The sequence below is a fragment of the Micromonospora sp. NPDC093244 genome, from assembly GCF_040683695.1.
In the GTDB taxonomy this organism is placed as follows: domain Bacteria; phylum Actinomycetota; class Actinomycetes; order Mycobacteriales; family Micromonosporaceae; genus Micromonospora.
Window position 1 is genome coordinate 455,982 of record NZ_JBFBEO010000004.1, and the last position, 22,728, is coordinate 478,709.

24 protein-coding genes are annotated in these 22,728 nt (G+C 72.9%); 17 read left to right on the forward strand and 7 right to left on the reverse strand.

The annotated features are described in order from the left end of the window. The first annotated feature begins 6 nt into the window (after positions 1 to 6). Together AB0N27_RS22940 and AB0N27_RS22945 are read left to right on the forward strand one after the other, a co-directional pair. A complete protein-coding gene (locus tag AB0N27_RS22940; RefSeq protein WP_364373265.1) occupies positions 7 to 1,434 on the forward strand; it encodes an MFS transporter in 1,428 nt (475 codons plus the stop codon). Beyond that, positions 1,431 to 2,888: an aminotransferase class V-fold PLP-dependent enzyme gene (locus AB0N27_RS22945; RefSeq protein WP_364373268.1), complete on the forward strand. Its 1,458-nt coding sequence runs from the start codon at positions 1,431 to 1,433 to the stop codon at positions 2,886 to 2,888. Before AB0N27_RS22940 ends, AB0N27_RS22945 begins: the two co-directional genes overlap by 4 nt. 57 nt (positions 2,889 to 2,945) lie before the next feature. Here the strand turns inward: AB0N27_RS22945 and AB0N27_RS22950 are convergent, their stop codons facing one another. Both AB0N27_RS22950 and AB0N27_RS22955 read right to left on the reverse strand, forming a co-directional pair. Next, positions 2,946 to 4,151: a hypothetical protein gene (locus AB0N27_RS22950; protein WP_364373271.1), complete on the reverse strand. Its 1,206-nt coding sequence runs from the start codon at positions 4,149 to 4,151 to the stop codon at positions 2,946 to 2,948. After that, the gene (locus AB0N27_RS22955; RefSeq protein ID WP_364373274.1) at positions 4,144 to 4,680 is read right to left on the reverse strand and encodes a SigE family RNA polymerase sigma factor; all 537 of its coding nucleotides are present in this window, start codon (positions 4,678 to 4,680) and stop codon (positions 4,144 to 4,146) included. The genes AB0N27_RS22950 and AB0N27_RS22955 overlap by 8 nt, the downstream gene beginning before the upstream one ends. A 267-nt stretch (positions 4,681 to 4,947) precedes the next feature. On the opposite strand from AB0N27_RS22955, the gene AB0N27_RS22960 reads away from it, so the two are divergent. From AB0N27_RS22960 to AB0N27_RS22970, 3 genes are all read left to right on the forward strand, one after another. Next, positions 4,948 to 5,190, forward strand: a complete 243-nt coding sequence (locus tag AB0N27_RS22960) for a hypothetical protein (protein ID WP_364373277.1) — start codon at positions 4,948 to 4,950, stop codon at positions 5,188 to 5,190. Between the two features lie 162 nt (positions 5,191 to 5,352). Further along, a complete protein-coding gene (locus AB0N27_RS22965) occupies positions 5,353 to 5,934 on the forward strand; it encodes an NADH-quinone oxidoreductase subunit B (protein WP_203177146.1) in 582 nt (193 codons plus the stop codon). Positions 5,935 to 5,970: 36 nt separating this feature from the next. Further along, the gene (locus AB0N27_RS22970; RefSeq protein WP_364373281.1) at positions 5,971 to 7,287 is read left to right on the forward strand and encodes a DUF2252 domain-containing protein; all 1,317 of its coding nucleotides are present in this window, start codon (positions 5,971 to 5,973) and stop codon (positions 7,285 to 7,287) included. Positions 7,288 to 7,303: 16 nt separating this feature from the next. On the opposite strand, the gene AB0N27_RS22975 is transcribed toward AB0N27_RS22970, so the two are convergent. After that, positions 7,304 to 8,350 (reverse strand): glucose 1-dehydrogenase, encoded by a 1,047-nt coding sequence (locus AB0N27_RS22975; protein WP_364373284.1) that lies wholly within the window; start codon positions 8,348 to 8,350, stop codon positions 7,304 to 7,306. Positions 8,351 to 8,476: 126 nt separating this feature from the next. On the opposite strand from AB0N27_RS22975, the gene AB0N27_RS22980 reads away from it, so the two are divergent. Both AB0N27_RS22980 and AB0N27_RS22985 read left to right on the forward strand, forming a co-directional pair. After that, positions 8,477 to 9,271: an NADH-quinone oxidoreductase subunit C gene (locus AB0N27_RS22980; RefSeq protein WP_364373287.1), complete on the forward strand. Its 795-nt coding sequence runs from the start codon at positions 8,477 to 8,479 to the stop codon at positions 9,269 to 9,271. Next, the gene (locus tag AB0N27_RS22985; RefSeq protein WP_364373291.1) at positions 9,271 to 10,233 is read left to right on the forward strand and encodes a complex I subunit 1 family protein; all 963 of its coding nucleotides are present in this window, start codon (positions 9,271 to 9,273) and stop codon (positions 10,231 to 10,233) included. The genes AB0N27_RS22980 and AB0N27_RS22985 overlap by 1 nt, the downstream gene beginning before the upstream one ends. Before the next feature lie 117 nt (positions 10,234 to 10,350). Here AB0N27_RS22985 and AB0N27_RS22990 read toward each other — a convergent pair whose 3' ends face one another. After that, positions 10,351 to 11,388: a glutathione S-transferase C-terminal domain-containing protein gene (locus AB0N27_RS22990; protein ID WP_364373406.1), complete on the reverse strand. Its 1,038-nt coding sequence runs from the start codon at positions 11,386 to 11,388 to the stop codon at positions 10,351 to 10,353. A 60-nt stretch (positions 11,389 to 11,448) separates the two neighbouring features. Between AB0N27_RS22990 and AB0N27_RS22995 the strand changes: the two genes are divergently transcribed. Next, positions 11,449 to 11,877: an ester cyclase gene (locus AB0N27_RS22995; protein ID WP_364373294.1), complete on the forward strand. Its 429-nt coding sequence runs from the start codon at positions 11,449 to 11,451 to the stop codon at positions 11,875 to 11,877. Here AB0N27_RS22995 and AB0N27_RS23000 read toward each other — a convergent pair. Both AB0N27_RS23000 and AB0N27_RS23005 read right to left on the reverse strand, forming a co-directional pair. Then, on the reverse strand, positions 11,858 to 12,178 hold the full coding sequence (locus tag AB0N27_RS23000) for a Uma2 family endonuclease (RefSeq protein ID WP_364373297.1): 321 nt from the start codon (positions 12,176 to 12,178) through the stop codon (positions 11,858 to 11,860). The genes AB0N27_RS22995 and AB0N27_RS23000 overlap by 20 nt on opposite strands. Then, the gene (locus AB0N27_RS23005; protein WP_364373300.1) at positions 12,172 to 12,321 is read right to left on the reverse strand and encodes a hypothetical protein; all 150 of its coding nucleotides are present in this window, start codon (positions 12,319 to 12,321) and stop codon (positions 12,172 to 12,174) included. Before AB0N27_RS23005 ends, AB0N27_RS23000 begins: the two co-directional genes overlap by 7 nt. Positions 12,322 to 12,415: 94 nt before the next feature. On the opposite strand from AB0N27_RS23005, the gene AB0N27_RS23010 reads away from it, so the two are divergent. From AB0N27_RS23010 to AB0N27_RS23045, 8 genes are all read left to right on the forward strand, one after another. After that, positions 12,416 to 13,033: an NADH-quinone oxidoreductase subunit I gene (locus tag AB0N27_RS23010; protein ID WP_364373303.1), complete on the forward strand. Its 618-nt coding sequence runs from the start codon at positions 12,416 to 12,418 to the stop codon at positions 13,031 to 13,033. Beyond that, positions 13,030 to 13,578: an NADH-quinone oxidoreductase subunit J gene (locus AB0N27_RS23015; RefSeq protein WP_364373306.1), complete on the forward strand. Its 549-nt coding sequence runs from the start codon at positions 13,030 to 13,032 to the stop codon at positions 13,576 to 13,578. Before AB0N27_RS23010 ends, AB0N27_RS23015 begins: the two co-directional genes overlap by 4 nt. Further along, positions 13,575 to 13,928: an NADH-quinone oxidoreductase subunit NuoK gene (gene nuoK / locus AB0N27_RS23020; RefSeq protein ID WP_364373309.1), complete on the forward strand. Its 354-nt coding sequence runs from the start codon at positions 13,575 to 13,577 to the stop codon at positions 13,926 to 13,928. Before AB0N27_RS23015 ends, nuoK begins: the two co-directional genes overlap by 4 nt. Beyond that, a complete protein-coding gene (locus tag AB0N27_RS23025; RefSeq protein ID WP_364373312.1) occupies positions 13,925 to 15,859 on the forward strand; it encodes an NADH-quinone oxidoreductase subunit L in 1,935 nt (644 codons plus the stop codon). Before nuoK ends, AB0N27_RS23025 begins: the two co-directional genes overlap by 4 nt. Before the next feature lie 114 nt (positions 15,860 to 15,973). Beyond that, positions 15,974 to 17,482, forward strand: a complete 1,509-nt coding sequence (locus tag AB0N27_RS23030; protein WP_364373315.1) for an NADH-quinone oxidoreductase subunit M — start codon at positions 15,974 to 15,976, stop codon at positions 17,480 to 17,482. Then, positions 17,479 to 18,957: a proton-conducting transporter membrane subunit gene (locus tag AB0N27_RS23035; protein ID WP_364373317.1), complete on the forward strand. Its 1,479-nt coding sequence runs from the start codon at positions 17,479 to 17,481 to the stop codon at positions 18,955 to 18,957. Before AB0N27_RS23030 ends, AB0N27_RS23035 begins: the two co-directional genes overlap by 4 nt. 96 nt (positions 18,958 to 19,053) lie before the next feature. Next, entirely contained in the window at positions 19,054 to 19,935 is an 882-nt protein-coding gene (htpX, locus tag AB0N27_RS23040) for a zinc metalloprotease HtpX (protein ID WP_364373409.1), read from the forward strand. A gap of 144 nt (positions 19,936 to 20,079) precedes the next feature. Continuing rightward, on the forward strand, positions 20,080 to 21,339 hold the full coding sequence (locus AB0N27_RS23045) for an MFS transporter (protein WP_364373319.1): 1,260 nt from the start codon (positions 20,080 to 20,082) through the stop codon (positions 21,337 to 21,339). Between the two features lie 25 nt (positions 21,340 to 21,364). Here the strand turns inward: AB0N27_RS23045 and AB0N27_RS23050 are convergent, their stop codons facing one another. Next, positions 21,365 to 22,117, reverse strand: coding sequence for a MerR family transcriptional regulator (locus AB0N27_RS23050; protein WP_364373321.1), 753 nt, complete (start codon positions 22,115 to 22,117; stop codon positions 21,365 to 21,367). Positions 22,118 to 22,194: 77 nt separating this feature from the next. Here AB0N27_RS23050 and AB0N27_RS23055 point away from each other — a divergent pair, with 77 nt between their 5' ends. Then, complete coding sequence (locus AB0N27_RS23055) at positions 22,195 to 22,722, forward strand: dihydrofolate reductase family protein (RefSeq protein ID WP_364373324.1); 528 nt, start codon at positions 22,195 to 22,197, stop codon at positions 22,720 to 22,722. The last annotated feature ends 6 nt before the right edge of the window (positions 22,723 to 22,728 follow it).

A 22,728-nucleotide genomic window follows, 5' to 3' on the forward strand; every position in this document is an offset into this window, starting at 1 on the left:
GGCCCCATGAACCCGCCGCCGGGTGCCACAGGTACGCCTACCGCTGTCCCGCTGCCCCGGACGGTGCACGCCGGATACGCGCTCGGATCCCTGGCCACCGGCGCGTTCGGCACCGTGCCCGGTCTGCTGCTGCTGCCGTACCTGACCGACACGTTGGGCGTGGCCGCCGGGATGGCCGCCCTGCTGGTGCTGCTGCCGAAGGCGTGGGACGTGCTTGTCAACCCGGTCGCCGGGCGGATCTCCGACCGCACCCGGTCCCGCTGGGGCGCGCGCCGTCCGTACCTTCTCGTCGCCGGTCTCGTGCTCGCCGTGCTCTTCGCGGCCATCTTCGCGGCGCCGTTCGGCAACGGTCCGGCCGCCGGGGCGTACGTGGCGCTCGCCTTCCTCGCCACCGCCACCGCGTTCGCCTTCTTCCAGGTGCCGTACGTGGCGATGCCGGCGGAACTGACCGACGACTACACCGAACGCACCCGCTTGATGACCTGGCGGATCGCCGTGCTGGCGCTGACCATCCTGGTCTCCGGCGCCCTCGCCCCGCTCGTGGTGACAGCCGGCGGCGACGGCCTGCCCGGGCACCGGTGGATGGGCCTGTTCGTGGCGACGCTCATCGCCCTCGGCGCCGTCGGCGCGTTCGTCGGCACCCGCGCCGCGCCGACCGGCACGGTGGGCGGCAGCGAACCCAGCCTGCGCGCCCAGCTCGCGGTCGCCGCCGCGAACCGGCCGTTCCGGGCGCTGCTGATCTGCTTCGTGGTGCAGTCCGCCGGGGTGGCGACCATCCTGGCCGGCGTCAACTACTTCGCCGGGCAGATCCTGCGCGACGAGCAGAGCGGCCCGACCCTGCTCTTCGCCTGCTTCGTCGGGCCGGCGCTGCTGGTGATGCCGGTGTGGAGCCGGGTCGGCGCCCGGCTGGGCAAGCGGGCGGGCCTGGTCGCGGCGGCCGTGATCCTCGCCGCCGGGGCGCTCGTGCTGGTCGCCGCGCCTGTGCTCCCGCCGGTCGCCGTGTACCTGGTGGTCGCGGTGATCGGTGTCGGGTACGCCGGGCAGCAGGTCTTCGCGTTGGCGATGCTGCCGGACTGCATCGCGTACGACACGGCGCGCACCGGTCGCCGCCAGGCGGGTGTCTTCACCGGCCTGTGGACCGCGGGGGAGACCCTCGGCCTGGCCCTCGGGCCGGGCATCTACGGTCTGGTGCTCCAGCTCTCCGGGTACGTGTCGTCCGACACCGGCACGGCGGCTGCCCAGTCGGATGCGGCCCGCCTCGGCGTGCTTCTGGGCTTCACGGTCATCCCCGCCGTCCTGATCGCGCCCCCGATCCTCCTGCTGCGCCGCTACACCCTGACCCCGGCCATCCTGGCCGCCGCCATGCACCACCCGCGCGTCGGGCAGGAAGCCGTGGTGGGGGACCGTCACGAGAAGGGCACCATGACTCCATGATCGACAAGGACGGGGTGGCGGCGGACGTCGTGCTCGCCGAGATCCGCGCGCTGCGGGACGGGGACCGGCCCACCCACGGCGGCCGGCTGTTCGCGTACGTCTACGACCCGGCGGTGCCCGGGCTCGACGAGCTGGCCGCCGCCGCGCACCGCGAGAGCGCCCACGTCAACGGGCTCGACCCGACCGCGTTCCCGTCCCTGCTGGCGATGGAGAACGCGCTCGTCGGCGCCGCGGCCCGGGTGCTCGGCGGAGGCCCCGGCACCACCGCCGAGGAGGTGGTCGGCAGTGTCACGAGCGGCGGCACCGAGTCGCTGATCCTCGCCGTCAAGACGGCCCGGGACGCCCACCCGGAGATCGCCGCACCCCGGATCGTGGTGCCGTCGACAGCGCACGCCGCGTTCGCGAAGGCGGCGCACTACCTGCGGGTGGCACTGGACGTGGTGCCGGTGACCCCGGACACACTGCGCCCCGACCCCGCCGCGATGGCCGCCGCGATCGGGCCGGAGACGGTGCTGGTGGCCTGCTCCGCGCCGTCGTACGCGCACGGGGTGGTGGACCCGGTCGCGGAGATCGCGGCGGCGGCGGCCGGGGCCGGGGTGCGCTGCCACGTGGACGCCTGCTTCGGCGGTTGGACCCTTCCGTACCTGCGTCGCCTCGGCGAGCCGGTGCCGGCGTTCGACTTCGCGGTCCCCGGCGTCACCTCGATCTCGGTGGACCTGCACAAGTACGCGTACGCGCCGAAGGGGGTGTCGGTGCTGCTGCACCGCGACGCCGCGCTGCGCGCCCCGCAGTACTTCGCGTACGCGGACTGGCCCGGGTACACGATGATCAACCCGGTGATCGCGTCCACCCGCTCGGGCGGGCCGATCGCCGCCGCGTACGCCACGGTGCGGCACCTGGGCGACGACGGTTACCTGCGGCTGGCCACCGCCACCCGGGACGCGGTGGCCGGCCTCGCCGACGCGGTCCGTTCCGTCGACGGACTGCGGCTGCTGGCCGAGCCGGAGTCGACTGTCGTCTGCTTCACCGCCACCGAGGGCGGGCCCGACCTGTTCGTCCTGGTCGACGAGCTGACCGCGCGTGGCTGGCACACCCAGCCCCAACTGTCGTACGCCGGTCTGCCGGCCAGCGTGCACCTCACGGTGACCGCCTCGGTCGCGCCCCGGGTCGCCGAATTCGCACCGGACCTGGCGGACGCGGTGGCCGCCGCCCGGGCGGCCGGTCCGGTGGCCCTCCCGCCCGAGTTGATGGCGCTGGCGGGGTCGCTGACCCCTGACGCGCTCACGCCCGATCTGGTCGCCGGGATCGCCGGCGGGCTCGGGCTCGGTGCCGGGAACGCGCCGACGCCGGACCGGATGGCTGTGGTGAACACACTGCTCGACGCCGCGCCGCCGGCACTGCGGGAGCGGCTGCTCGTCGAGTTCGTGGGTCTGCTGCAACGGCCCTCCTGGTGAGCGCAGCGCCGGCCCGCGGCGCACGCCCGAGCGGTGTGCGACGCGGGCCGGCGGGTGTCACCGGTAGGCCATGGCGACCCGGTTGTCGGACTCCTGGCGGTCCAGCAGGAAGGTGAAGTCGCCGCTCATCGGCCGGGCCTCCACAACGGCGGAACCCGTGCCCACCGGGGCACCCTCGGCGGCCCGGAAGCTCAACGTCAACGTCACCTCCGCGCCGGCCCCGATCCGGCCAAGCCCACAGGTCACCGGTTGCCTGGTGTCCTGCGGTTCGTTGGTACACGGCGCCCACCCGTCGACGTCCGGGCGGACGTCCGACGGCACGTTCAGGCGCAGCTCCACGCGCGGGACCGCCGCGGCCCCCTTGTTGCGGATCCGCACCGTTGTCGTACCCGTTCGTGAGCCGTCATCCGCAGTGCCGAGCACGAGCGCGGTGGCGGTGACCGCGAGGTCCGCGGAGTGCGGGTTGGGCCCGAAGCTTGTCGGCCCGGAGACCTGGGCGAAGGTCGACCCCTTCCACCGGTAGCCCCGCCACTGTCGCTGGGACCATTCGCCGGGCCAGCCACCGCCGGGGGCGATGTCGCCGACCTGCACCCGCACCGTGCCGTCGTCGACCACGTCGAGCCCGAACAGCCACTGCGGCTTGTCGATGGTGGTCGCGACCACGCGGCCGAGGGTGACCACCTTCCCCTCCTCGTCCCGGTCGAAGGCGACCACCTGCATCGGCCCCCGGGTGCCGAGCACGCACTGCACGAGCGCCACGGTCTCCACCGCCCCGTCCCCGTCGACGTCACCGTGGTCGATCGCGATCAGCCAGTTGACGCCCTCGCGGTCGTCGCCGCTGATCCGCACGGCCGACGTCGGGCAGCCCGGCCCGGCCCGCCAGGCCGGCAGGGTCACCGTCGCACCGAGCAGTTGCGCCCGGCTGAACCGGCCGTTGGGCGCGGTGGAGGCGGGGCCGCCGCTCGTCGCGGACGGGCTTGTGGTCGGGGTCGCCGGGTCGGTCGGGGTCGGCGACACCGAGATGCTCGGCGTCGGGTCGACCGGACCCGGCCGGTGCTCCGGCCCGCTCATCGCCGCGTACCCGACGGCTGATCCGCCGAACAGCGCGAGCGCCGCAGTGGTGGTGGCCACCAGCCGACGACGGCCGCGTCCCCGTACCGTCCGCCGGACGGCGGCGGGCCCGGGCACCTCGACCTCCTCCAGCACGGTACGGCGGTAGTGGGCGAACTCTTCGGCGAGGCCGAGGGTCTCCAGCTCAGACATCTCGCACCTCCTCGGTGGTGTCGCGCAGGTGCGTGGCGAGGGCCGCCCGCCCGCGGTGCAGCCAGGACTTGACGGTGCCCTCGGCGACGCGTTCCTGGGCGGCGATCTCGGCGACCGACAGATCGGCGAGGTAGTGCAGGACGACGGCCCGCCGCTGTTTCGGCGGCAACTTCGCCAGCGCCGTGTCCAGTGCGACCCGGTCCGGGCTCGGTCCCGCCACGTGGGTCTCCCGCTGCCGCAGCAGCCACGCCTGCGCCGTCCGCAGCCGCCGCCAGCGGTTGTGGCCGAGGTTCCAGGCGACCCGGCGCACCCAGGCCAGCGGGTCGTCGTACCGGGCCAGTCGGTCCCAGTGGGCGTACGCCCGGCAGAACGCCTCCTGGACCAGGTCCTGTGCCTGCCCACGGTCACCGGTGTACGCGGTGAGCTGGACGACCAGCCCGCGGAAGTGGGCGTGGTAGAAGTCGTCGAAGACCAGTTCGGCCGCTACTGGAGCGGAACCGCCCGGCGGGTCGGGGGGCCGCCCGCCCACCCGTACTTCTCTCGTCACAAGCACTCGTCCTCCCCGTGGTAACCGCGGACAGCGTGTCCCGCCGGCACCCGTCACACAGCCGGACACTCCGAGCGGTTGCGCACCTTCGGCCGACCTTTGTGTCGCGTCCGGGACATCGCCCGCCATGCACAGCGAGGGCAATCAATCAACGGGTATCAGTATAGACAAATGTCACTAAACGGGGGTTTTGTGGCATTCGCCGGTTCCGTGCGGTCAATTCATCAGCCCAACGACACGGGGAGAACGATGATGATGCGGAAGTTCCTGCTCAGCGGAGTGACTGCGGCGGCGGGCCTCGCCCTCGGCCTGGGTGGCGTGGCGGCAGCCGTCACGGCGATCGGTCCCGGCCCGGGCGCGCCTGGGGAGATCGGCCCCGGCCCGGGCGTGTCCCTGGCCATCGGCCCCGGCCCGAGCGTCCCGCAGCCGATCGGCCCCGGCCCGAGCGTTGCCGAGCCGATCGGCCCCGGCCCCTCGGTGGCGACTGCCTGAATGCGGCGTAGCGGCGGGTGAGCGTGCCCGCGATCGGGCCCGGCCGGCACGTCCGGCCGGGCCCGATCGCACCGCCCTCTGGTGACCAGGACGCTGAGTGGTCCCCGGGGTTCCAGCCGGACGCTGTGGTTGACTGTCTGCTGGAGGACGGAGGGGGCAGGCGTGCAGCTACCGGCAGTGCTCGGTGAGCCGATCCGGTTCGTGCTGAACTGGGGGCGCCGCTACTCGCTCTGGGTGTTCAACTTCGGCCTGGCCTGCTGTGCGATCGAATTCATCGCGACAAGCATGGGCCGGCACGACTTCATCCGGCTCGGCGTGATCCCGTTCGCCCACGGCCCCCGGCAGGCCGACCTCATGGTGGTCTCCGGCACGGTGACCGACAAGATGGCCCCGGCCATCAAGCGGCTGTACGACCAGATGCCCGAGCCGAAGTACGTCATCTCGTTCGGCGCCTGCTCCAACTGCGGCGGCCCCTACTGGGATTCGTACTCGGTCACCAAGGGCGTGGACCAGCTCATCCCTGTCGACGTGTACGTGCCGGGCTGCCCACCCCGACCGGAGGCGCTGCTGCACGGCATCCTGCGCCTCCAGGAAAAGATCGCCGCCGAGCAGTCCGGCATCGGGGGTGTGCCGCAACGGGACGTGCTGGCCGCGCCGCTGGACGCTCCGCCCCGCGAGGCCGCCGCCCCGCGCTCGGTCGACTCGCTCACCGCCCCACCGGTACGCCCACCCGCGGCGGGTTGACACCGGCTGTGGACTGGCAGGTCTAGCCTGCGGCTCATGAGCAGTTCAGTGGATCAGCGGTCCGCCCACATCGCCGACGTGCTCACCGAGGAGTTCGGCGCGTCGATGGCGCTCGACCCGGCGGCCTTCCGGCGCAAGTTCCGCAAGATGGCCGCGTCGCCGTTCGCCTTCTACCGGGGCAGCGCCGCGCTGTTCTACGCCGACCAGCTCGGCGACTTCGCCGACGACCGGTTCCTCGACGATCGGACCCGCCGGGTGTGGATCCACGGTGACCTGCACGCGGAGAACTTCGGCACGTACATGAACGCCTCCGGGCACCTGGTGTTCAACGTCAACGACTTCGACGAGGCGTACGTCGGGCCGTTCACCTGGGACCTGCGGCGGTTCGCGGCAAGCGTGGCGCTGCTGGGCTACGGCAAGGCGCTCTCCGACACGGTGATCGGCGAGCTGGTGGCGGGCTTCGCCAGCTCGTACCTGACCGAGCTGCGGGCCATCGCCGCCGGCGGGGACGACGCGATCGGCTCGATCACGCTCGACAACGCCGACGGGGTGCTGCGCCGGGTGCTCCAGCAGGCCCGGCTCAGCACCCGGGTCGACCTGCTCGCCGCGCAGACGACAGTCGACAACTACGAGCGGCGGTTCTCGGTCGGCGACGGGGTCTTCGAGATCGACGACGCCACCCGGGACAGGGTCCGCGCCGCCTTCGACGAGTACCTGGGCACCCTGCCGACCGCCTCGGCGCGGCTGCGTCCGGTGGCGACCCGGATCAAGGACGTGGTGCTGCGCAAGGGGGTGGGCATCGGTTCGGCCGGGCTGCCGTCGTACAACCTGCTGCTGGAGGGGCACACCGAGGCCCTGGAGAACGACGTAGTCATCTACATGAAGCAGGCGCAGGTGCCGGCGGTGGCGCGGTACGTCACCGACGAGACGGTCCGCGGCTACTTCCAGCACCAGGGGCACCGGACCGCCGAGTCGCAGCGGGCGTTGCAGGCGCACGCCGACCCGTGGCTGGGCTTCACCGAGCTGGACGGGGCCGGTCAGCTGGTCGCCGAGGTCTCCCCGTACGCCGCCGACCTGGACTGGTCGGACGTGAACGAGCCGGAGGAGCTGAGCGGGGTACTCGTCGACCTGGGTCGGGCGGTGGCCCGGATGCACTCGGTCGCCGACGACGAGTCCAGTCACGACCTGGTGGACTACTCCACCGAGGAGGCGATCGTCGCGGCTGTGGACACCGACGAGTCGGGATTCGTCACCCACCTGGTGGACTTCGCGCACGCGTACGGGGTGCGCGCCCGGCAGGACCACCAGCTCTTCGTCGACCTGTTCCGCAACGGCCGGCTGCCGGGTCTCTGAGCGGGCGGGGCGTCGCTCAGGAGGCGAACTCCAGCACGACCTTGATGTCGTCCGGGCCCGGGGTGTACGCGTCGGCGTACCTGTTCACCGGCACCCGGCGGGTGATCAGCGACTCGAGCCAGACTTGGTCGGCGCGGGCGAGCGCCTGAGCGGCCATGTCCCAGTGCCGGCGGTTGGCGTTCACCGAGCCGAACACCACGTTGTTCTCCAGTACCAGTTCCCGGTTGAGTGCGCCCGCGTCGAAGTCGATGCGCCGGCCCCCGCTCGACACTCCGGCCAGGCAGACGATCCCGGTGGGGCCGGCCTTGCACATGACGTCGAGAACCACAGTTGGCGCACCTGTGCACTCGATCACCACGTCCGGCTCGAAGGGCAGGTCGTTGACGGGCACCGCGTGGTAGGTGGCGCCGAGTCCGGCGACGAGTTCCGGTTTCGGCCCGTCGGTGGCCCGGTCCAGCACGTGGACGGTGAGCCCGCGCTGGGTGCCGAGCAGCGCGGCCAGCAGCCCGATCGGTCCGGCTCCGGTCACCAGGACGGTCTGCGGCTGCCACTCGGCCCGGTGCCCGATCCGCTCGATGTGGTCCCAGGCCTTCGCCACCACGCTTGTCGGCTCCAGCAGCACGCCGACCTGGGCCAGCGTCGGGTCGAGCCGGACCGCGAACTGCGGCTCGATCCGCCAGCGGTCGCGGGCGAAGCCGGGCAGCGCCTTGATGCCGTGTTCGGTGTACCTGTCGTTGCGGCACATGTCCCACTCGCCGACGGCGCAGTTCGGACAGGGCACCGGGTCGGGGTGCCTGACGATCCCGGCCACCAGGTCACCGGGTTGCAGGGTGCCGGTGGGGTCCTCGACCACCCGGCCCAGCGACTCGTGCCCGATGACCAGGCGGTCCGCGCCCGGCGGGGCCTCGCCGTACTCGCCGGCGATGATCTCGTGGTCGGTGCCGCAGATCCCGACCGCCAGCGCCTCGACGAGGACCGCGCCCTCCTCGGCGGGGGGCTCCGGATGGTCCTCGGAGAGGCGCAGCGAGTCGGCGACCCCTGGTGTCACAGTCACAGCGCGCACGCCCCTCATCTTTCCCCGCCGGGACTCGCGCCGCCCGGCAAAGCCGGCAGATCGGTGCCCACGGGCCGACCGGCGGGCATCGGCGGCCGACCGGCGCGGGCCGGGGCCGGCACTAGGATCAGCGGCATGACTCCCGAAGAGGTCGGCGCTCGGCTGGTCGCGCTGCTCGCGCCGGTCGCGGCGACCCCGTCGGTCTCCGGCGGGCAGCGGTTCGCCCGCGCCACAGTCGACGTTCCGCCGGCGAACTGGTCGGCCGCGCTGCGTACCGCCCGCGACGACGCCGAGCTGGCCTGCGACTACTTCGACTGGCTCTCCGCCGTGGACGAGCTGGCCGAGGGTTTCGACGTGGTGGCGCACCTCTGGTCGACGCGGCTGCGGCACGGGGTGCTGCTGCGCACCCGGGTACCCCGCGACGCGGCCACGGTGGCGTCCGTGGTGGACGTCTACCCGGGTGCGGCCTGGCACGAGCGGGAGACGCACGAGATGTTCGGCATCGGCTTCACCGGTCACGGTGAGCTGCGACCGCTGCTGCTGCCACCGGAGTTCGAGGGTCATCCGCTGCGCAAGGAGTTCGTGCTGGCCTCGCGGGTGGCCAAGCCGTGGCCGGGCGCGAAGGAGCCGGGCGAGTCCGAGGCCGGCGGTGGACGTCGACCGATCCGCCCGCCGGGTGTGCCCGCTCCGGGCGAGTGGGGGACCACACCCACGCCGGCGGGCGCGGGTGGCGTGGGGGAGGGCCCGCGCGGCGGCACTCCGGCCCGGCCGGCCGGTGAGCGGCCCGCGCGGCCGGCCCCGGGGGCCCGTCCGGCGCGTACCCCCCGACCTGCCGGCACCGACGGCGACCCGGCGGGGTCCGCGCGGCCCGGGCCGGTCGCGGGCCCGCAGGCGTCCGACGGCGCCGACGACGACGGGGGTACGCGCTGATGCCGCTCTGGGTGGAGCTGGTGCTGCGGGTGGGCGGGGTGCTTGTCGCGTTCCTCACCCTGCCGTTGATTGTCGGCCAGGCCGAGCACAAGGTGATGGCGCACATGCAGGGCCGGCTCGGCCCGATGTACGCGGGCGGCTTCCACGGCTGGGCCCAGCTGGTCGCCGACGGGGTCAAGTTCGTGCAGAAGGAGGACGTGACCCCGCGCGAGGCGGACCGGGCGGTGTTCCGGTTGGCCCCGGCGGTGGCGCTGGTGCCCTACCTGCTGGTGCTGCTTGTCATCCCGCTCGGCCCGAACGACCTGGTCGGGCAACCGTTGGACATCGGCCTGTTCTTCGTCCTGGCCGTGGTCGGCGTCGGGGTGGTGGCGGTGCTCATGTCGGCGTGGGCGTCGGCCAACAAGTACAGCCTGCTCGGCGGGCTGCGCGGAGCCGCGCAGTTGCTCGGGTACGAGTTGCCGCTGGTGTTGGCCGCCGCCTCGGTGGCGATGGCGGCGGGCACGCTCAGCCTCTCCGGCATCGTCGAGGCGTGGCAGCCGTGGTGGCTGCTCTGGCAGGCGCCCGCGATGATCATTTTCTTCGTCGCGGGGTTGGCCGAGATCCGCCGCCCGCCGTTCGACATGCCGGTGGCCGACTCGGAGCTGGTCTTCGGCTACATGACCGAGTACACGGGTCTGCGCTTCGCGTTCTTCCTGCTCGCCGAGTACGTAGGCATCGTGGTGATCGCCGCGCTGACCACCGTCCTGTTCCTCGGCGGCTGGCAGGGCCCGTTCGCCGACGACCAGCTCGGCTGGCTCTGGACCCTGCTCAAGGTCTTCGCCGTCGCCTTCGTGATCATCTGGCTGCGGGTCTCCTACCCCCGCCTGCGCGAGGACCAGCTCCAGCGCCTCTGCTGGCTCGTCCTGGTGCCAGCCTCCCTGGCACAGCTGGTCCTCACGGCAGCGGTCCGCGTCGCCCTGTAACCCCGCCCGGCCCCATGCCCGGCGATCTTGCACTTTCTGCCTAGACAAAAAGGACTTAACAGGGCATAGGTGCGTCACAAAGTGCAAGATCGCCGGGGCGGGCGGGTGGGGGAGAGCTCAGCGCAGCGGGGTGTGTGCGGGGTCTACCGGCTCGGCCGGGGGCGGCGGTGGGGTTCCGTCGCCGAAGGGCCGGCCACCGAGGGACTCGCGATCGTGCGGGGTGAGCCAGTTGGACAGGTCGGGGCCGAGCGGCACGATCCCGGTCGGGTTGATGTCGCGGTGCACCTCGTAGTAGTGCCGCTTGATGTGGTCGAAGTCGATGGTGTCGCCGAACCCGGGGGTCTGGAACAGGTCCCGCGCGTACGCCCACAGCACCGGCATCTCGCTCAGCTTCTGCCTGTTGCACTTGAAGTGGCCGTGGTAGACGGGGTCGAAGCGGACCAGCGTGGTGAACAGCCGCACGTCGGCCTCGGTGATGGTGTCGCCGACCAGGTACCGCTGGTCGGTCAGCCGCTCGGTCAGCCAGTCCAGCCGGTCGAAGAGCTGGTGGTACGCCTTGTCGTACGCCTCCTGGCTGCCGGCGAAGCCGCACCGGTAGACGCCGTTGTTGACGTCCCGGAACACCACGGCGTTCACCTCGTCGATCTGCTCGCGCAGGTGCTCGGGGTAGAGCTGCGGGGCGCCCTCGCGGTGGTACGCCCCCCACTGGGTGGACAGGTCCAGGCTCATCTGCGCGTAGTCGTTCGTCACCACCTGCCCGGTCGGCACGTCCACCATCGCCGGAACGGTGATGCCGCGTTCGTAGCCGGGGAAGCGCTTGAAGTACGCCTCCTGGATGCGTTCGATGCCGAGCACCGGGTCCCGGCCGTCGGGGTCGAGGTCGAAGGTCCAGCTCCGGGCGTCGTGGGTGGGGCCTGCCACCGCCATCGAGATGGCGTCCTCCAGGCCGAGCAGGCGCCGCACGATGATCAGGCGGTTGGCCCACGGGCAGGCGCGGCTGACCACCAGCCGGTACCGGCCGGGTTCCACCGGGTATCCGTCCCGCCCGTCCTCGGTGATCCGGGTGGCGATGTACCGCTGGTCGCGGGTGAACTCGCCACCCGGCTCGACGTACTTCCCGCCTGTTTCCTCGCCCACGTGACCCTCCCGGTTGATTCCCCTGTCTCTACCCCATCCTCACGGATCTACCACCGGGTGTCCGGTTACCCTGCCGGGGTGACGGATGCGGAGGCGACGGCCCGGCGGTTCATCGCCGACGTGTGGAACGCCCGCCGGGAGGAATCGGCGTACGAGCTGGTCGCCGACGAGTGCCCGGGGTTGGGCGGGACCGGCCCGGAGGCCACGCTGGCCTGGCACCGGGAGCGGCGGGCGGCCTTCCCGGACCTGCGCTACAAGATCGTGGACGTGGTGGCGGCGGGGGAGCGGGTGGCCGTGCACTGGCGTGCGGCGGGCACCCAGATGGGCCAGTTCGGGCCGGTGCCGCCGACCGGTCAGGTGGTCAGCTACTCCGGAGCGACGTTCCTGCGCTTCGACGCGGCGGGTCGGATCGTCGAGGTGTGGAGCTGCAACGAGCTGTTCCAACTGCTCCAGCAGCTCGGCGTCGAGATGCTCCCACCGGCCGTCGTCAGCGGACCCGGGGCGTGATCCGGCTGACCGGCAGGTTGATCGGGAAGGGCTCGCCGGTGTCGACGAACTTCGTCCACCGCCCGGTCTCGGTGTAGACCTCGTTCACCGCGTCGATCCGGTAGGTCACGACCTCCAGCGCGCCGCCCTCAGTCTCGAGCCGCCAGTAGAAGGGGATGCCGGCCTGGGCGTACAGCGCCGGCTTCAACACCCGGTCGATCGAACGGGTGTTGGGCGAGACGATCTCGATGGCGACGACCACCTCGTGCGGCTCGTACCTCGACGGCTCGCGAGCCGCCGCGGCGGCCGTGGTGATCAGCACGTCGGGGTACGGGTGGGGGAGGGGGACATCAGCAGCACTCCGTCGAGCAGTTCCCGGCGGCGGCCATCGTCGGGCAGCGCGTCCAGATCGTCAGTCGTCCATCCGCTCTCGGGCGGGTAGTCGCTCTGCAGCGCGGCGGTCATGGCGGGTCCTTCCAGGTGCGTCGTTCTCCCCGCGACCACGGTACCGCCGCCGACCTGTGGGTGGTGGTCGCGCGCGCCGTGGCCACAGGGCAGGATGGTCGACATGAGCGACCCCAGCGAGCGCGGCGGCCCGACCGGCGGCACCGGCGACCGCGGCCTGCCCGGTGCGGGTCTGGTGAAGGGGCTGGCGGTCACCCTCAAGACGATGACCAGCCGCTCGACCACCCAGCAGTACCCGGACGTGGCACCCGAGCTGCCACCCCGCTCGCGCGGCGTGATCGCGTTGTCGGAGGAGAACTGCACCGTCTGCATGCTCTGCGCCCGCGAGTGTCCGGACTGGTGCATCTACATCGACTCGCACAAGGAGGAGGTGGCGGTGCCCGGCGCCGCCCGGCCCCGCCAGCGCAACGTGCTCGACAAGTTCGACATCGACTTCTCGCTCTGCATGTACTGCGGCATCTGCATCGAGGTCTGCCCGTTCGACGCGCTCTACTGGTCGCCGGAGTTCGAGTACGCCGAGTACGACATCAAGGACCTGCTGCACGACAAGGACCACCTCGGCCAGTGGATGGCCACGGTGCCGCCGCCGCCCGCGCACGACCCGAACGGCGAGCCGGCCAAGGAGGAGACCGCCGCCGCGCGCAAGGCCGCGCGTCCGGCTCCGCCGGCGGTACGCCCCGAGCCCGGCGCCGACCCGGGTGCCGCCTCGTGACAGGCGCGGATCTGCTGCTGATCGCCCTCGGCGCGGTGGCGGTCGGTGCCGGCGTACTGGTGGTGACCACCAAGCACCTGGTCCGCGCCGGCCTCTATCTGGTGGTCTGCCTGGGCGCGCTGGCCGGCGACTACCTGGTGCTCGGCGCCGAGCTGGTCGCCTGGGTGCAGGTGTTGATCTACGTGGGCGCGGTGGTGGTGCTGCTGCTGTTCGCGGTGATGCTGACCCGGGCGCCGATCGGCGCCTCCGACGACCTGGACCGGCCCGGCTGGCCGGCCGCCCTGATCGGTGGCGGCGCCGGGCTGGGGTTGACCGTCCTGCTTGTCGACGCGTACCGGTGGAGCACTGTCGAGCTGGTTGGCGCGGGCACCGCCGAGCGGCTGGGCGAGCAGATCTTCCAGTCCTTGGTGCTGCCGTTCGAGGTGCTCTCGGTGCTGCTGCTGTCGGCGCTGGTGGGCGCGGTGGTGTTGTCCCGGCCGGACATCGGCCGGCCCGCTCCGGCGGCGCCACGCGAGGCCGACGTGGACGCGGGGGCGCGCCGGTGAGGCCTGTCATCCCGTACGTCACCGCCGCGCTGCTGTTCGGCCTCGGCGTCTACGGCGTGCTGCGTCGGCGCAACGCGGTGCTGGTGCTGATGGCTGTCGAGCTGATGCTCAACGCGGTGAACCTGATCCTGGTCACCGCCGACACCACCGTCCGTGCCGTGCTGCCGCACTCCGGGCAGGTCTTCGCGCTGTTCGTCATCGTCCTCGCCGCCGCCGAGATCGGGGTGGGGCTGGCGATCGTCCTTCAGCTCTACCGGCTGCGGACCACAGTCGCGGTGGACGACGTGCCGCTGACCGAGCCTGCCGGGTCGGCGTCGGCAGTCGGCCAGGATGTGGAGGCGGGCCGGTGACCGGGCTGCTCGGGGCGCTGCTGCCCGCCGTACCGCTGGCCGCCGGTCTGCTCGGCCTGCTGCTGCCGCCGGCCCCGCGCCACCGGCCGGAGTCGGCGGGCGGTGACCGGGCGCGGACGGCCGCCGTGACACTCGGGGTGGCCGGCGCGGCGGGCGCGCTGGCGCTTGCCGTCGCGCTGCTGGTGACCGTGGACGGTCCGACGCAGACGTCGACCACCTGGGTCGACATCGGTGGGTTGGCGGTGACCCTTGGCGTACGGCTGGACGGCGCGGCCGCGCTCGTCGCGGTGGCGGTCACCGCGGTCGCCCTGGCCGTGCAGGTCTACTCGATCGGCTACCTGCGGCGCGGTCCGCACGACGACATCGACGTCGACCACCGCTACCCGCCGTACGCGGCGCAGATCAGCCTCTTCACCGGCGCCATGCTGCTGGTGGTGGTAGCCGGTGACCTGATCATGCTGCTGGTCGGGTGGGAGGTGATGGGCCTGTGCTCGTACCTGCTCATCGCCCACGACCGCCGACTGGCCGGCGCTCCGGCCGCCGCCATGAAGGCGTTCCTGGTGACGCGCGTCGGTGACGTCGGTTTCCTGCTCGGCATCGCGCTGCTCGGCGTGTCGGCGGGCAGCTTCCGGATCTCCGACGTGCTCGTCCACGACCACTCCGGGGTGACGTTGACCGCCGCCGGCCTGCTGCTGCTCGCCGGGGTCGCCGGCAAGAGCGCACAGTTCCCGCTGCACACCTGGCTGCCGGACGCGATGGCCGGCCCGACGCCGATCTCCGCGCTGATCCACGCGGCGACGATGGTCGCCGCCGGTGTGTACTTCGTGGCCCGGCTCTACCCGCTGTTCACCGCCGCGCCCGTGACGCTTACCGTCCTCGGGGTGATCGGCGCGATCACCCTGCTGCTGGGTGCGCTCGCCGCCACCGCCCAGGACGACATCAAGCGGGTGCTGGCCTGGTCGACGGTGTCCCAACTGGGCTACATGACAGGCGCGCTTGCGGTCGGCTCACCGTCGGCGGCGCTGTTCCACCTGCTCACCCACGCCGCGTTCAAGGCGCTGCTGTTCCTCGCCGCCGGCGCGGTGATCCACGCCGTGGGCACCACGTTGATGTCGGAGATGGGCGGCCTGCGGCGCAGCATGCCCGTGACCTTCTGGTGCACTGTGGTGGGCCTCGGCGCGCTGGCAGGTGTGCCGCCGCTGGCCGGCTTCTGGAGCAAGGACGGCGTGCTCACGGTCGCCGAGTCGGCCGCGCTGGAGGGCACCGGCCCGGCGCCCTCCTGGGTGGGCTGGATCGTCTGGATCGCCGGGCTGGTCGGCGTGGCGGTCACCGCCTGGTACGCGGGTCGGCTGCTGCTGCGGGCCTTCTTCGGCGAACCCCGACTCCCGTTGGTCACGCCGCACGACCCGCCCGCGCTGCTGCGCTGGCCGGTGCTGCTGCTGGCCGTGCCCGCCGCGCTGCTCGGCCTGGCCGGGTACGTCGGGGCGTTCGCCGACCGGCTCCGGTTCCCCACCGTGCCGGTTGCGGGCTCCGAGGACGGCCTGGTCCACCTCGGGCCGGGCGTACTGCTGCCGCTGGCGCTGCTGGTGGTCGGGGCGGGCCTGGTGGCGCTGCGCTGGCGTCGGGATCCGGCCGCCGACCCGGCGTCCGCGCTGGGCCCGCTGCGGCCGGTCCTCGCCCGCGCGTTCCGGCTCGACGACGTCCAGCACACCCTTGTCGTACGCCCCGTCCGGGCGTTGGCGCGGGCGACGCGTACCGGTGACGAGGTCGTGGTGGACGGCGCCGTCGAGGGCAGCGGGCGGGCCGCGTCCGGCCTGGGCGGTGGGCTGGCCGCGCTGCACCGGGCGGCGCTGCCCCGCGCCGCCGCCGGTGTGCTGGCCGGCGCGCTGCTGATCGGGCTTGCGGCCGCCCTGATGGGAGTGGTCCGGTGAGCGCGAGGAGTGAGCCGGGGTTGCGAGCCCCGCAGTCGCGAACGAAGGCGGTCCGGTGAGCGCGAGGAGTGAGCCGGGGTTGCGAGCCCCGCAGTCGCGAACGAAGGCGGTCCGGTGAGCGCGGGGCAGGTTCTGCTGGTGGCCGTCCTGGCGGTGCCGGCGCTCGGCGCGGTCGCGGTGGCGGCGACACCGCGGGACCGGGCGGCCCGGCTGGTGGGTACTGTCGCGGCGGCGTTGACCCTGCTGGCCTCGGTGCCGTTGGTGTTCGGCGGGCGGGGTTGGGTGGCGTGGTCGGCGGGTGCGCCGGCGGTGCGTCCCTGGCACCAGCTCGACCTGCCCTGGGTGCCGGGTCTCGACCTGCGGTTCCACCTCGGGGTCGACGGGATCTCGTGGCCGCTTGTGGTGTTGACCGCGCTGCTCACGCTGCTCTGCTGCGCGTACACGATGTGGCGGGTGCCCGAGGGCGGCAGCGGCCGGGCGCTTGTGGCGCTGCTGCTGGTGGTCGAGGTGGGCATCCTGGGCACGTTCCTCGCCCTGGATCTGGTGCTGTTCTTCCTCTTCTTCGAGGTCGTCCTGCTGCCGATGTACGCGATCATCGCCGGCTGGGGCGGTGCGGCCCGGCGTCGGGCGGCCCGCAAGTTCGCGCTGTACACCCTGTTCGGTTCGGTGCTGCTGCTCGTCGGCGTGTACGTGGTGGTCGCGGCCGCCGGCACCGCCGACGTGGTGGCGCTCACCGGCGGTGGCGGGTTGTCCCGGGGCACCCAACTGGCCGCGTTCACCCTGTTGGCGTTGGCGTTCGCGGTGAAGAGTCCGCTCTGGCCGCTGCACTCGTGGCTGCCCGACGCGCACACCCAGGCGCCGACCGTGGGCAGTGTGGTGCTGGCCGGGGTGCTGCTCAAGATGGGCACGTACGGTCTGATCCGGGTGGCGGTGGGGGTGGCGCCCGAGGGCGCGCGCTGGGCGGCCCCGGTGCTGGGAGTCCTGGCCGTCGCCGCGATCCTGGTCGGCTCGCTGGTCTGCCTGGCCCAGACGGATGTCAAACGGCTGATCGCGTACTCCAGCGTGGGGCACATGGGCTTCGTGCTGCTGGGCGTCGCCACGTTGACAGCCACCGGCATCCAGGCGGCGCTGATCGGAAACGTCGCGCACGGGGTGATCACCGGGCTGCTGTTCTTCCTGGCCGGGGCGGTGAAGGACCGTACCGGCACGGGCAGTCTCGCCGAGTTGTCCGGGTTGCGGGAGACCGCGCCCCGCCTGGCCGGCCTGTTGGCGTTCGCGGCTGTCGCGTCGCTGGGCCTGCCCGGGCTGGCCGGCTTCTGGGGTGAGGCGTTCGCGGTGGTCGCGGCCGTGCAGGTGGGCGGCCCGCTGTGGACCACCCTCGGTGTGCTGGCGGCGGTCGGTGGCGCGCTCACCGCCGCGTACTTCCTGCGGTTGCTGCGCCGGGTCACCCACGGTCGGCCGAGTCCGGCGGTCGGTGGGGTCGGTGCAGGGCTGGCCGGCGCGGAACTGACCGCGTGGGTGCCGCTCGTGCTGCTGGCGTTGGCCATCGGGCTGGCACCGGCGCTGGTGCTCGGGGTCGCCGAGGCGCCTGTCGACGCCCTCATCGGGGTGGTCCGCCCATGAAAGCCGTGCAGAGTGTGGACAGCGTCGCGCTGCTCCCGGCGTACCTGGCCGCGGGCACCGCCGTGCTCGTGCTGCTCATCGACCTGCTGCTGGCGCGGCCCCGGGCCACGGTCGTGGTGGCCGCGCTCGGCGCGCTCGGCACCGCAGTGGCCTCTGCCGGGGTCGGCGCGGCCGGGGAACGGCGGACGTTCTGCGTCGGGGCCGACTGCTCCTGGATCTTCGGCGGGCGGGCCGCCCTGGTCGCGGCGGTGGTGGCCCTGCTCACTCTGGGAGTGCTCGGGCTCTCCGCACCCGCGCTGCGGGCCGGGCGGTCGCCGGTGGGGGAGTACTGCTTCCTGCTGGCCTGCTCGATGACGGGCGGCGTGGTGCTCGGCGCGGCAGGTGACCTGATCACCCTGATCGTCGCCCTGGAGACGCTCACCCTGCCGCTGTACGTGCTCGTTGGCCTGCGCCGGGGCAGTCTGGCCAGTGCCGAGGCGGCGGTGACCTTCTTCGTGGTGAGCGTGGTCGCCACCACTGTGACGCTGCTCGGCGCGGCGCTGCTGTACGCGGTGACCGGCGGGCTGCACCTGGACCGGGTAGGCGCGCTGCTGGCCGAGGGGCCGGAGCTGCGGGACCTGCCGCTGACCACCGCGGCTGTGGCGTTGCTGCTGGTCGGGCTGGCGTTCAAGGTGGCGGCGGTGCCGTTCCACGCGTGGGCGCCGGCCACCTACGACGGGGCGCCGCTGCCGGTGGCCGCGTACCTGTCGACGGCGTCGAAGCTGGGTGGCCTCGTCGCGCTGCTGGCCGTGGTGCAGCGGGCGCTGCCGGCCGAGCAGACCGGTCCGGTGCTCGCCGTGCTCGCGGTGCTCACCATGACCGTCGGCAACCTGGTCGCGCTGCGTCAGCGGCGTACGGTGCGGCTGCTCGCCTGGTCGTCGGTGGCGCAGGCCGGCTACATCCTCGCCCCGCTCGGCGCGTTGGCGCTGGCCGCCGGTCGTACGGGCGAGGCGCGTTCCGCCGCGTACGCGGCAGCGGTGGCGTACGCCGTGTTCTTCGTGGTGCTGGAGTTGGCCGCGTTCGCCGGGGTGACCGCGTTGCGGCCGGTGGGCGCGGACGGCGGCACGCTCGACGACCTGCGCGGGGCGGCCCGGCGGTACCCGTGGCGCGCCGCAGCCCTCGGTCTCGCCCTGGTCGGTCTGGCGGGTCTGCCTCCGGGGCTGGCCGGGCTGTTCGCGAAGGTGACTGTGGTCAGGGCGCTGCTGGACGGTGGCGCCGGTTGGCTGGCGCTGGTGGTGGCGTTGAACGCCGTCATCGGGCTGGCCTACTACCTGCGGGTGACCGCCGGCCTGTGGACGTCGCCGACGACGGCGGCGGGCGGCGCGGTGGCCGTACCCGTGGTGGGTGTGGTGGCGGTGGTGCTGGCGGTGGCGACGGTGGCTGCCGTGGTGGTCGGCGTCGCTCCGCAGCTGGTGCTGGACCTGGCCGGCCGCTGACCCTCAGTCAACTCTCAGCGTTGAGATGGATGGTTGAGGGGTACCGGGTTGTTACACCGGTCAGCGGATCCCGGCGATCCGTGCACCGAAGGAGAGATCGTGCATCACCACAACCGTCTGAAGACCGCAGCGCTGCTTGGCCTGCTCAGCGCCCTGATCCTCGCGGTGGGCTACTGGTTCGGCGGCAGTGGCGGTCTGGTCATCGCCGTCCTGATCTCACTTGTCATGAACGGCGTTTCCTACTTCTACTCCGACAAGATCGCACTGCGCTCGATGGGGGCGCAACCGGTCAGCGAGGCACAGTTCCCCGAGCTGTACCGGATGGTGCGTGAGCTGGCGGCCGAGGCCCGCCAGCCGATGCCACGGCTGTACGTCAGCCCGACCGCGCAGCCCAACGCGTTCGCCACGGGTCGTAACCCGCAGCACGCGGCGGTCTGCGTGACCCAGGGCATCACCGAGGTCCTCGACTACCGCGAGCTGCGCGGTGTGATCGGGCACGAGCTGTCGCACGTCTACAACCGGGACATCCTGATCTCCAGCGTGGCTGCCGGCCTGGCGAGCATCATCACGCTCCTGGCGAACCTCGCCTTCTTCATCCCGCTGGGCGGTGGGGACGACGAGGACCGGCCGAACCCGGCCGTGTTGCTGCTCACCCTGATCCTGGGCCCGATCGCGGCCAGCATCATCCAGCTGGCGATCAGCCGGAGCCGCGAGTTCCAGGCGGACGCCTCGGGTGCCGAGCTGAGCCGCGACCCGCTGGCGCTGGCCAGCGCCCTGCGCAAGATCGACGCGGTGGCGCGGCGTCGGCCGCTGCCGGCTCAGGGTCAGCTCACCAGCACCGCGCACCTCATGATCGCCAATCCGTTCCGGGGTGGCGGCATGGCGGCGCTGTTCTCCACCCACCCGAAGATGGAGGACCGGGTCGCCCGGCTGGAGCGCATGGCCGCCAACTCGGGGCCTGTGCAGTTCCAGCGCTGACCCGCTGAACGTCCACTCCGCCCGTACCCGGTCGCACCGGGTGCGGGCGGAGTGCTGTGTCGCACGCGATATCCGGTTCCTGCCGCTGACCCTCGGCGTTAGGGTCGTAACGGCTCTTGCTCATTACATCCTCGGAGGTTCACGGTGGCCGCGCTGCGTCAGTACCTGGGCGTATGGCAGATCCCGGGTGCGCCGATGCTGCTGCTCACCGGCATCATCGGGCGACTCGGGATCGGCATGACGCCGCTGGCGCTGCTGCTGGTTGTCGAGCAGGTGACCGGGCGGTACGCGCTCGCCGCCGTCGCGGGCGGCATCTACGCCATTGCCGGCGCCGCGCTCAGCCCGATCGCCGGGCGGATCGCCGACCGGGTCGGCCCGAGCCCTGTCCTCCTGGTCACCGCCGTGGCCCACCCGCTGGCGCTCATCGGGCTGCTGCTGGCCAGCCGCTCCGGCGACGACGCCCTCGCGGCCATCTACCTGGCGTCGGGCGTCGCCGGTGCGACCTTCCCGCCGCTCACTGCCGCCATCCGGGGCGCCTGGAACGAGCTGACCAGCCCCGCCTCCGGCCGGTACGCCCTGCGCAACACCGCGCTCGCCGCGGAGACCTCGCTGTTCGAGATCGTGTTCGTCCTCGGCCCGCTGCTCGTGGCCGGTTTCGTGCTGGTGGCCGACGCGGCGGCGGCCCTGATCGGCGCGGCGGTGGTCACCCTCGTCGGGACGAGTGCGGTCGCGCTCGGCCAGGTGATGCGCGGCTGGCGTCCCCACCCGCGCGAACACCACGCCCGAGGCCTCGGCCCGCTGCGCGTCGCCGGATTCCCCGCCCTGCTGGTCTGCGTGGCCGGCCTGGGCATCGCGTTCGGCGCCGCCGGGGTGACCGTCCCGGCGTACGCGAGCGGCCACACCACGGGTGACCCGGAGAGCCTGGCCGGAATCCTGCTCGCGGTCTGGGGCGTCGGCAGTGCCATCGGCGGGTTCTGGTTCGGCGTCCGCAAGCCGGCACCGAACATGACCCGGCAGTTCGCCCTGCTGCTCGCCGCCGTCGCCGGCACCTTCGTCATCTTCGCGGTGATGCCCACCCCGCTGGCGCTCGGCGTCGCGCTGGTCGTCGGGGGCGCCGCCATCGCTCCCGCGCTGACCCTGGAGAACACCCTGGTCGGCCGGATCGCCCCCACGGGCATGCTGAACGAGGCGTACACCTGGGTTGTCACCATCGCCGTCGCCTCCAGCGCCGCCGGCGGCGCGGTGGCCGGCCTCATCGTCGACAACGCCGGCGGCGTGCCGTGGGCGTTCCTGTTCGCCGGCGTGGCCGTGGCCGTCGCGGCCGGGGTCGCCGCCCTGCCCGCCGGGCCCATCGCCCGGGCGGAAACCTCGGCGGTACGCGCCGAGCAGCCCGTCCCCGTCTGACCGCCCGCGTCGGCCCCGGGGCGGGCTACTTGTCCGGGAACGGCAGCGGGCAGCACGCGTTGCCGGCGCAGGCGACCAGGTCGTCGCATCCGGCGGAGATCGCCGCCCGCAGGGTGTCGCGGACGGCCGTCAGGTCGGCCAAGCGGCGTTCCACCTCGGCCAGCTTCGCCGTGGTCCGCGCCGACAGACCGCCCTCGCGCTGCCCCGCGTCGAGCAGGTCGGCGACCTCGTGCAGGGTGAAGCCGAGGCGCTGCGCCGTCTTGATGACCCGCAGCCGGGTGACCGACTCCACCGGGTACAACCGGTGCCCGCCGAGCGAGCGCCGGGGCGCGCTGAGCAGGCCACGACGCTCGTAGTAGCGCAGTGTCTGCGGATTCACCCCAGCCTCGGCGGCCAGCCGACCGCTGCGCAACCAGGACCCGTCGGGTGCCGGCGTACCGCGCGGTCGCATCCGGGCCGCCAGGGCGTCGAGGATGCCGACCTGCGCGGCCGGCACCCGCACCTCCATGGTCACCGCATCGGGTCCGTCCCGGCTGATCTCGAAGGTGAAGAAGGAACAGCATGCCGACTCCCGGGCGCTCAGATCCCGCGCGGCACGCTCCACCGCCTCCGAGCCGGCCAGGTGCAGCCGCAGATGCCCCGCGGACGGCCGGTCGAACCACCTGACGGACTTGGCGAAGAACCTGTCGAACTCGGCGACGCGGACGGGTTGCTCCGCCGTCGGGAGGCGGCACGACTCGGGAACCCACCCGTCGTCCACTGCTCGTGCGTCGGTCACCCTCCGACGGTAAGCCCGTACCCGGGTACCGGTTGCAAGCCCTGGCGCGATGCCCCCGGTGGCCACAGACTGACCCCATGGCGAAGCTGCTCTACTCGGCGACCGCGTCGCTCGACGGCTACATCGCAGGCCCCGGCGGGGACATGTCCTGGCTGACCGAACACCTCAGGATCGACAACCCGACCGCCGACCGCGTCCTGGCCAACGTCGGCGCGATCCTCGCCGGCAACCGGACCTTCGGCGGCGACGACCCCAACCGGGGCACCGACAGTGAAGGCGCCTTCGGCGGCCGGTACCACGGCCCGGTGGTCGTCCTGACCCACCAACCGCCGGCCCGACCGCCCGCCGACGTCACCTTCGCCGGCGACCTGCACACCGCCGTCGAACAGGCCAAGCAGGCCGCCGGCGACAAGTACGTGAACGTGCTCGGCGCGGACGTCGCCAAGCAGTGCCTCCGGGCCGGCCTGCTCGACGAGATCCTCATCTTCTTCGCGCCGGTGCTGCTCGGCGACGGGGTGCGCATCTTCGACGACCCGGGCGGCGAGCAGGTGCGGCTCGCGCCGATCCCCGGCGAGACCGCGCACTGGTACCGGGTCGTGGCCTGACGGCCG

Excerpts from the sequence above, each read along its gene's own strand:
- AB0N27_RS22940 (WP_364373265.1), top strand. The coding sequence starts at position 7 with ATGAACCCGCCGCCGGGTGCCACAGGTACGCCTACCGCTGTCCCGCTG.
- AB0N27_RS22945 (WP_364373268.1), top strand. The coding sequence starts at position 1,431 with ATGATCGACAAGGACGGGGTGGCGGCGGACGTCGTGCTCGCCGAGATC.
- AB0N27_RS22950 (WP_364373271.1), bottom strand. The coding sequence starts at position 4,151 with ATGTCTGAGCTGGAGACCCTCGGCCTCGCCGAAGAGTTCGCCCACTAC.
- AB0N27_RS22960 (WP_364373277.1), top strand. The coding sequence starts at position 4,948 with ATGATGATGCGGAAGTTCCTGCTCAGCGGAGTGACTGCGGCGGCGGGC.
- AB0N27_RS22970 (WP_364373281.1), top strand. The coding sequence starts at position 5,971 with ATGAGCAGTTCAGTGGATCAGCGGTCCGCCCACATCGCCGACGTGCTC.
- AB0N27_RS22980 (WP_364373287.1), top strand. The coding sequence starts at position 8,477 with ATGACTCCCGAAGAGGTCGGCGCTCGGCTGGTCGCGCTGCTCGCGCCG.
- AB0N27_RS22985 (WP_364373291.1), top strand. The coding sequence starts at position 9,271 with ATGCCGCTCTGGGTGGAGCTGGTGCTGCGGGTGGGCGGGGTGCTTGTC.
- AB0N27_RS23005 (WP_364373300.1), bottom strand. The coding sequence starts at position 12,321 with ATGACCGCCGCGCTGCAGAGCGACTACCCGCCCGAGAGCGGATGGACG.
- AB0N27_RS23010 (WP_364373303.1), top strand. The coding sequence starts at position 12,416 with ATGGTCGACATGAGCGACCCCAGCGAGCGCGGCGGCCCGACCGGCGGC.
- AB0N27_RS23035 (WP_364373317.1), top strand. The coding sequence starts at position 17,479 with ATGAAAGCCGTGCAGAGTGTGGACAGCGTCGCGCTGCTCCCGGCGTAC.
- AB0N27_RS23055 (WP_364373324.1), top strand. The coding sequence starts at position 22,195 with ATGGCGAAGCTGCTCTACTCGGCGACCGCGTCGCTCGACGGCTACATC.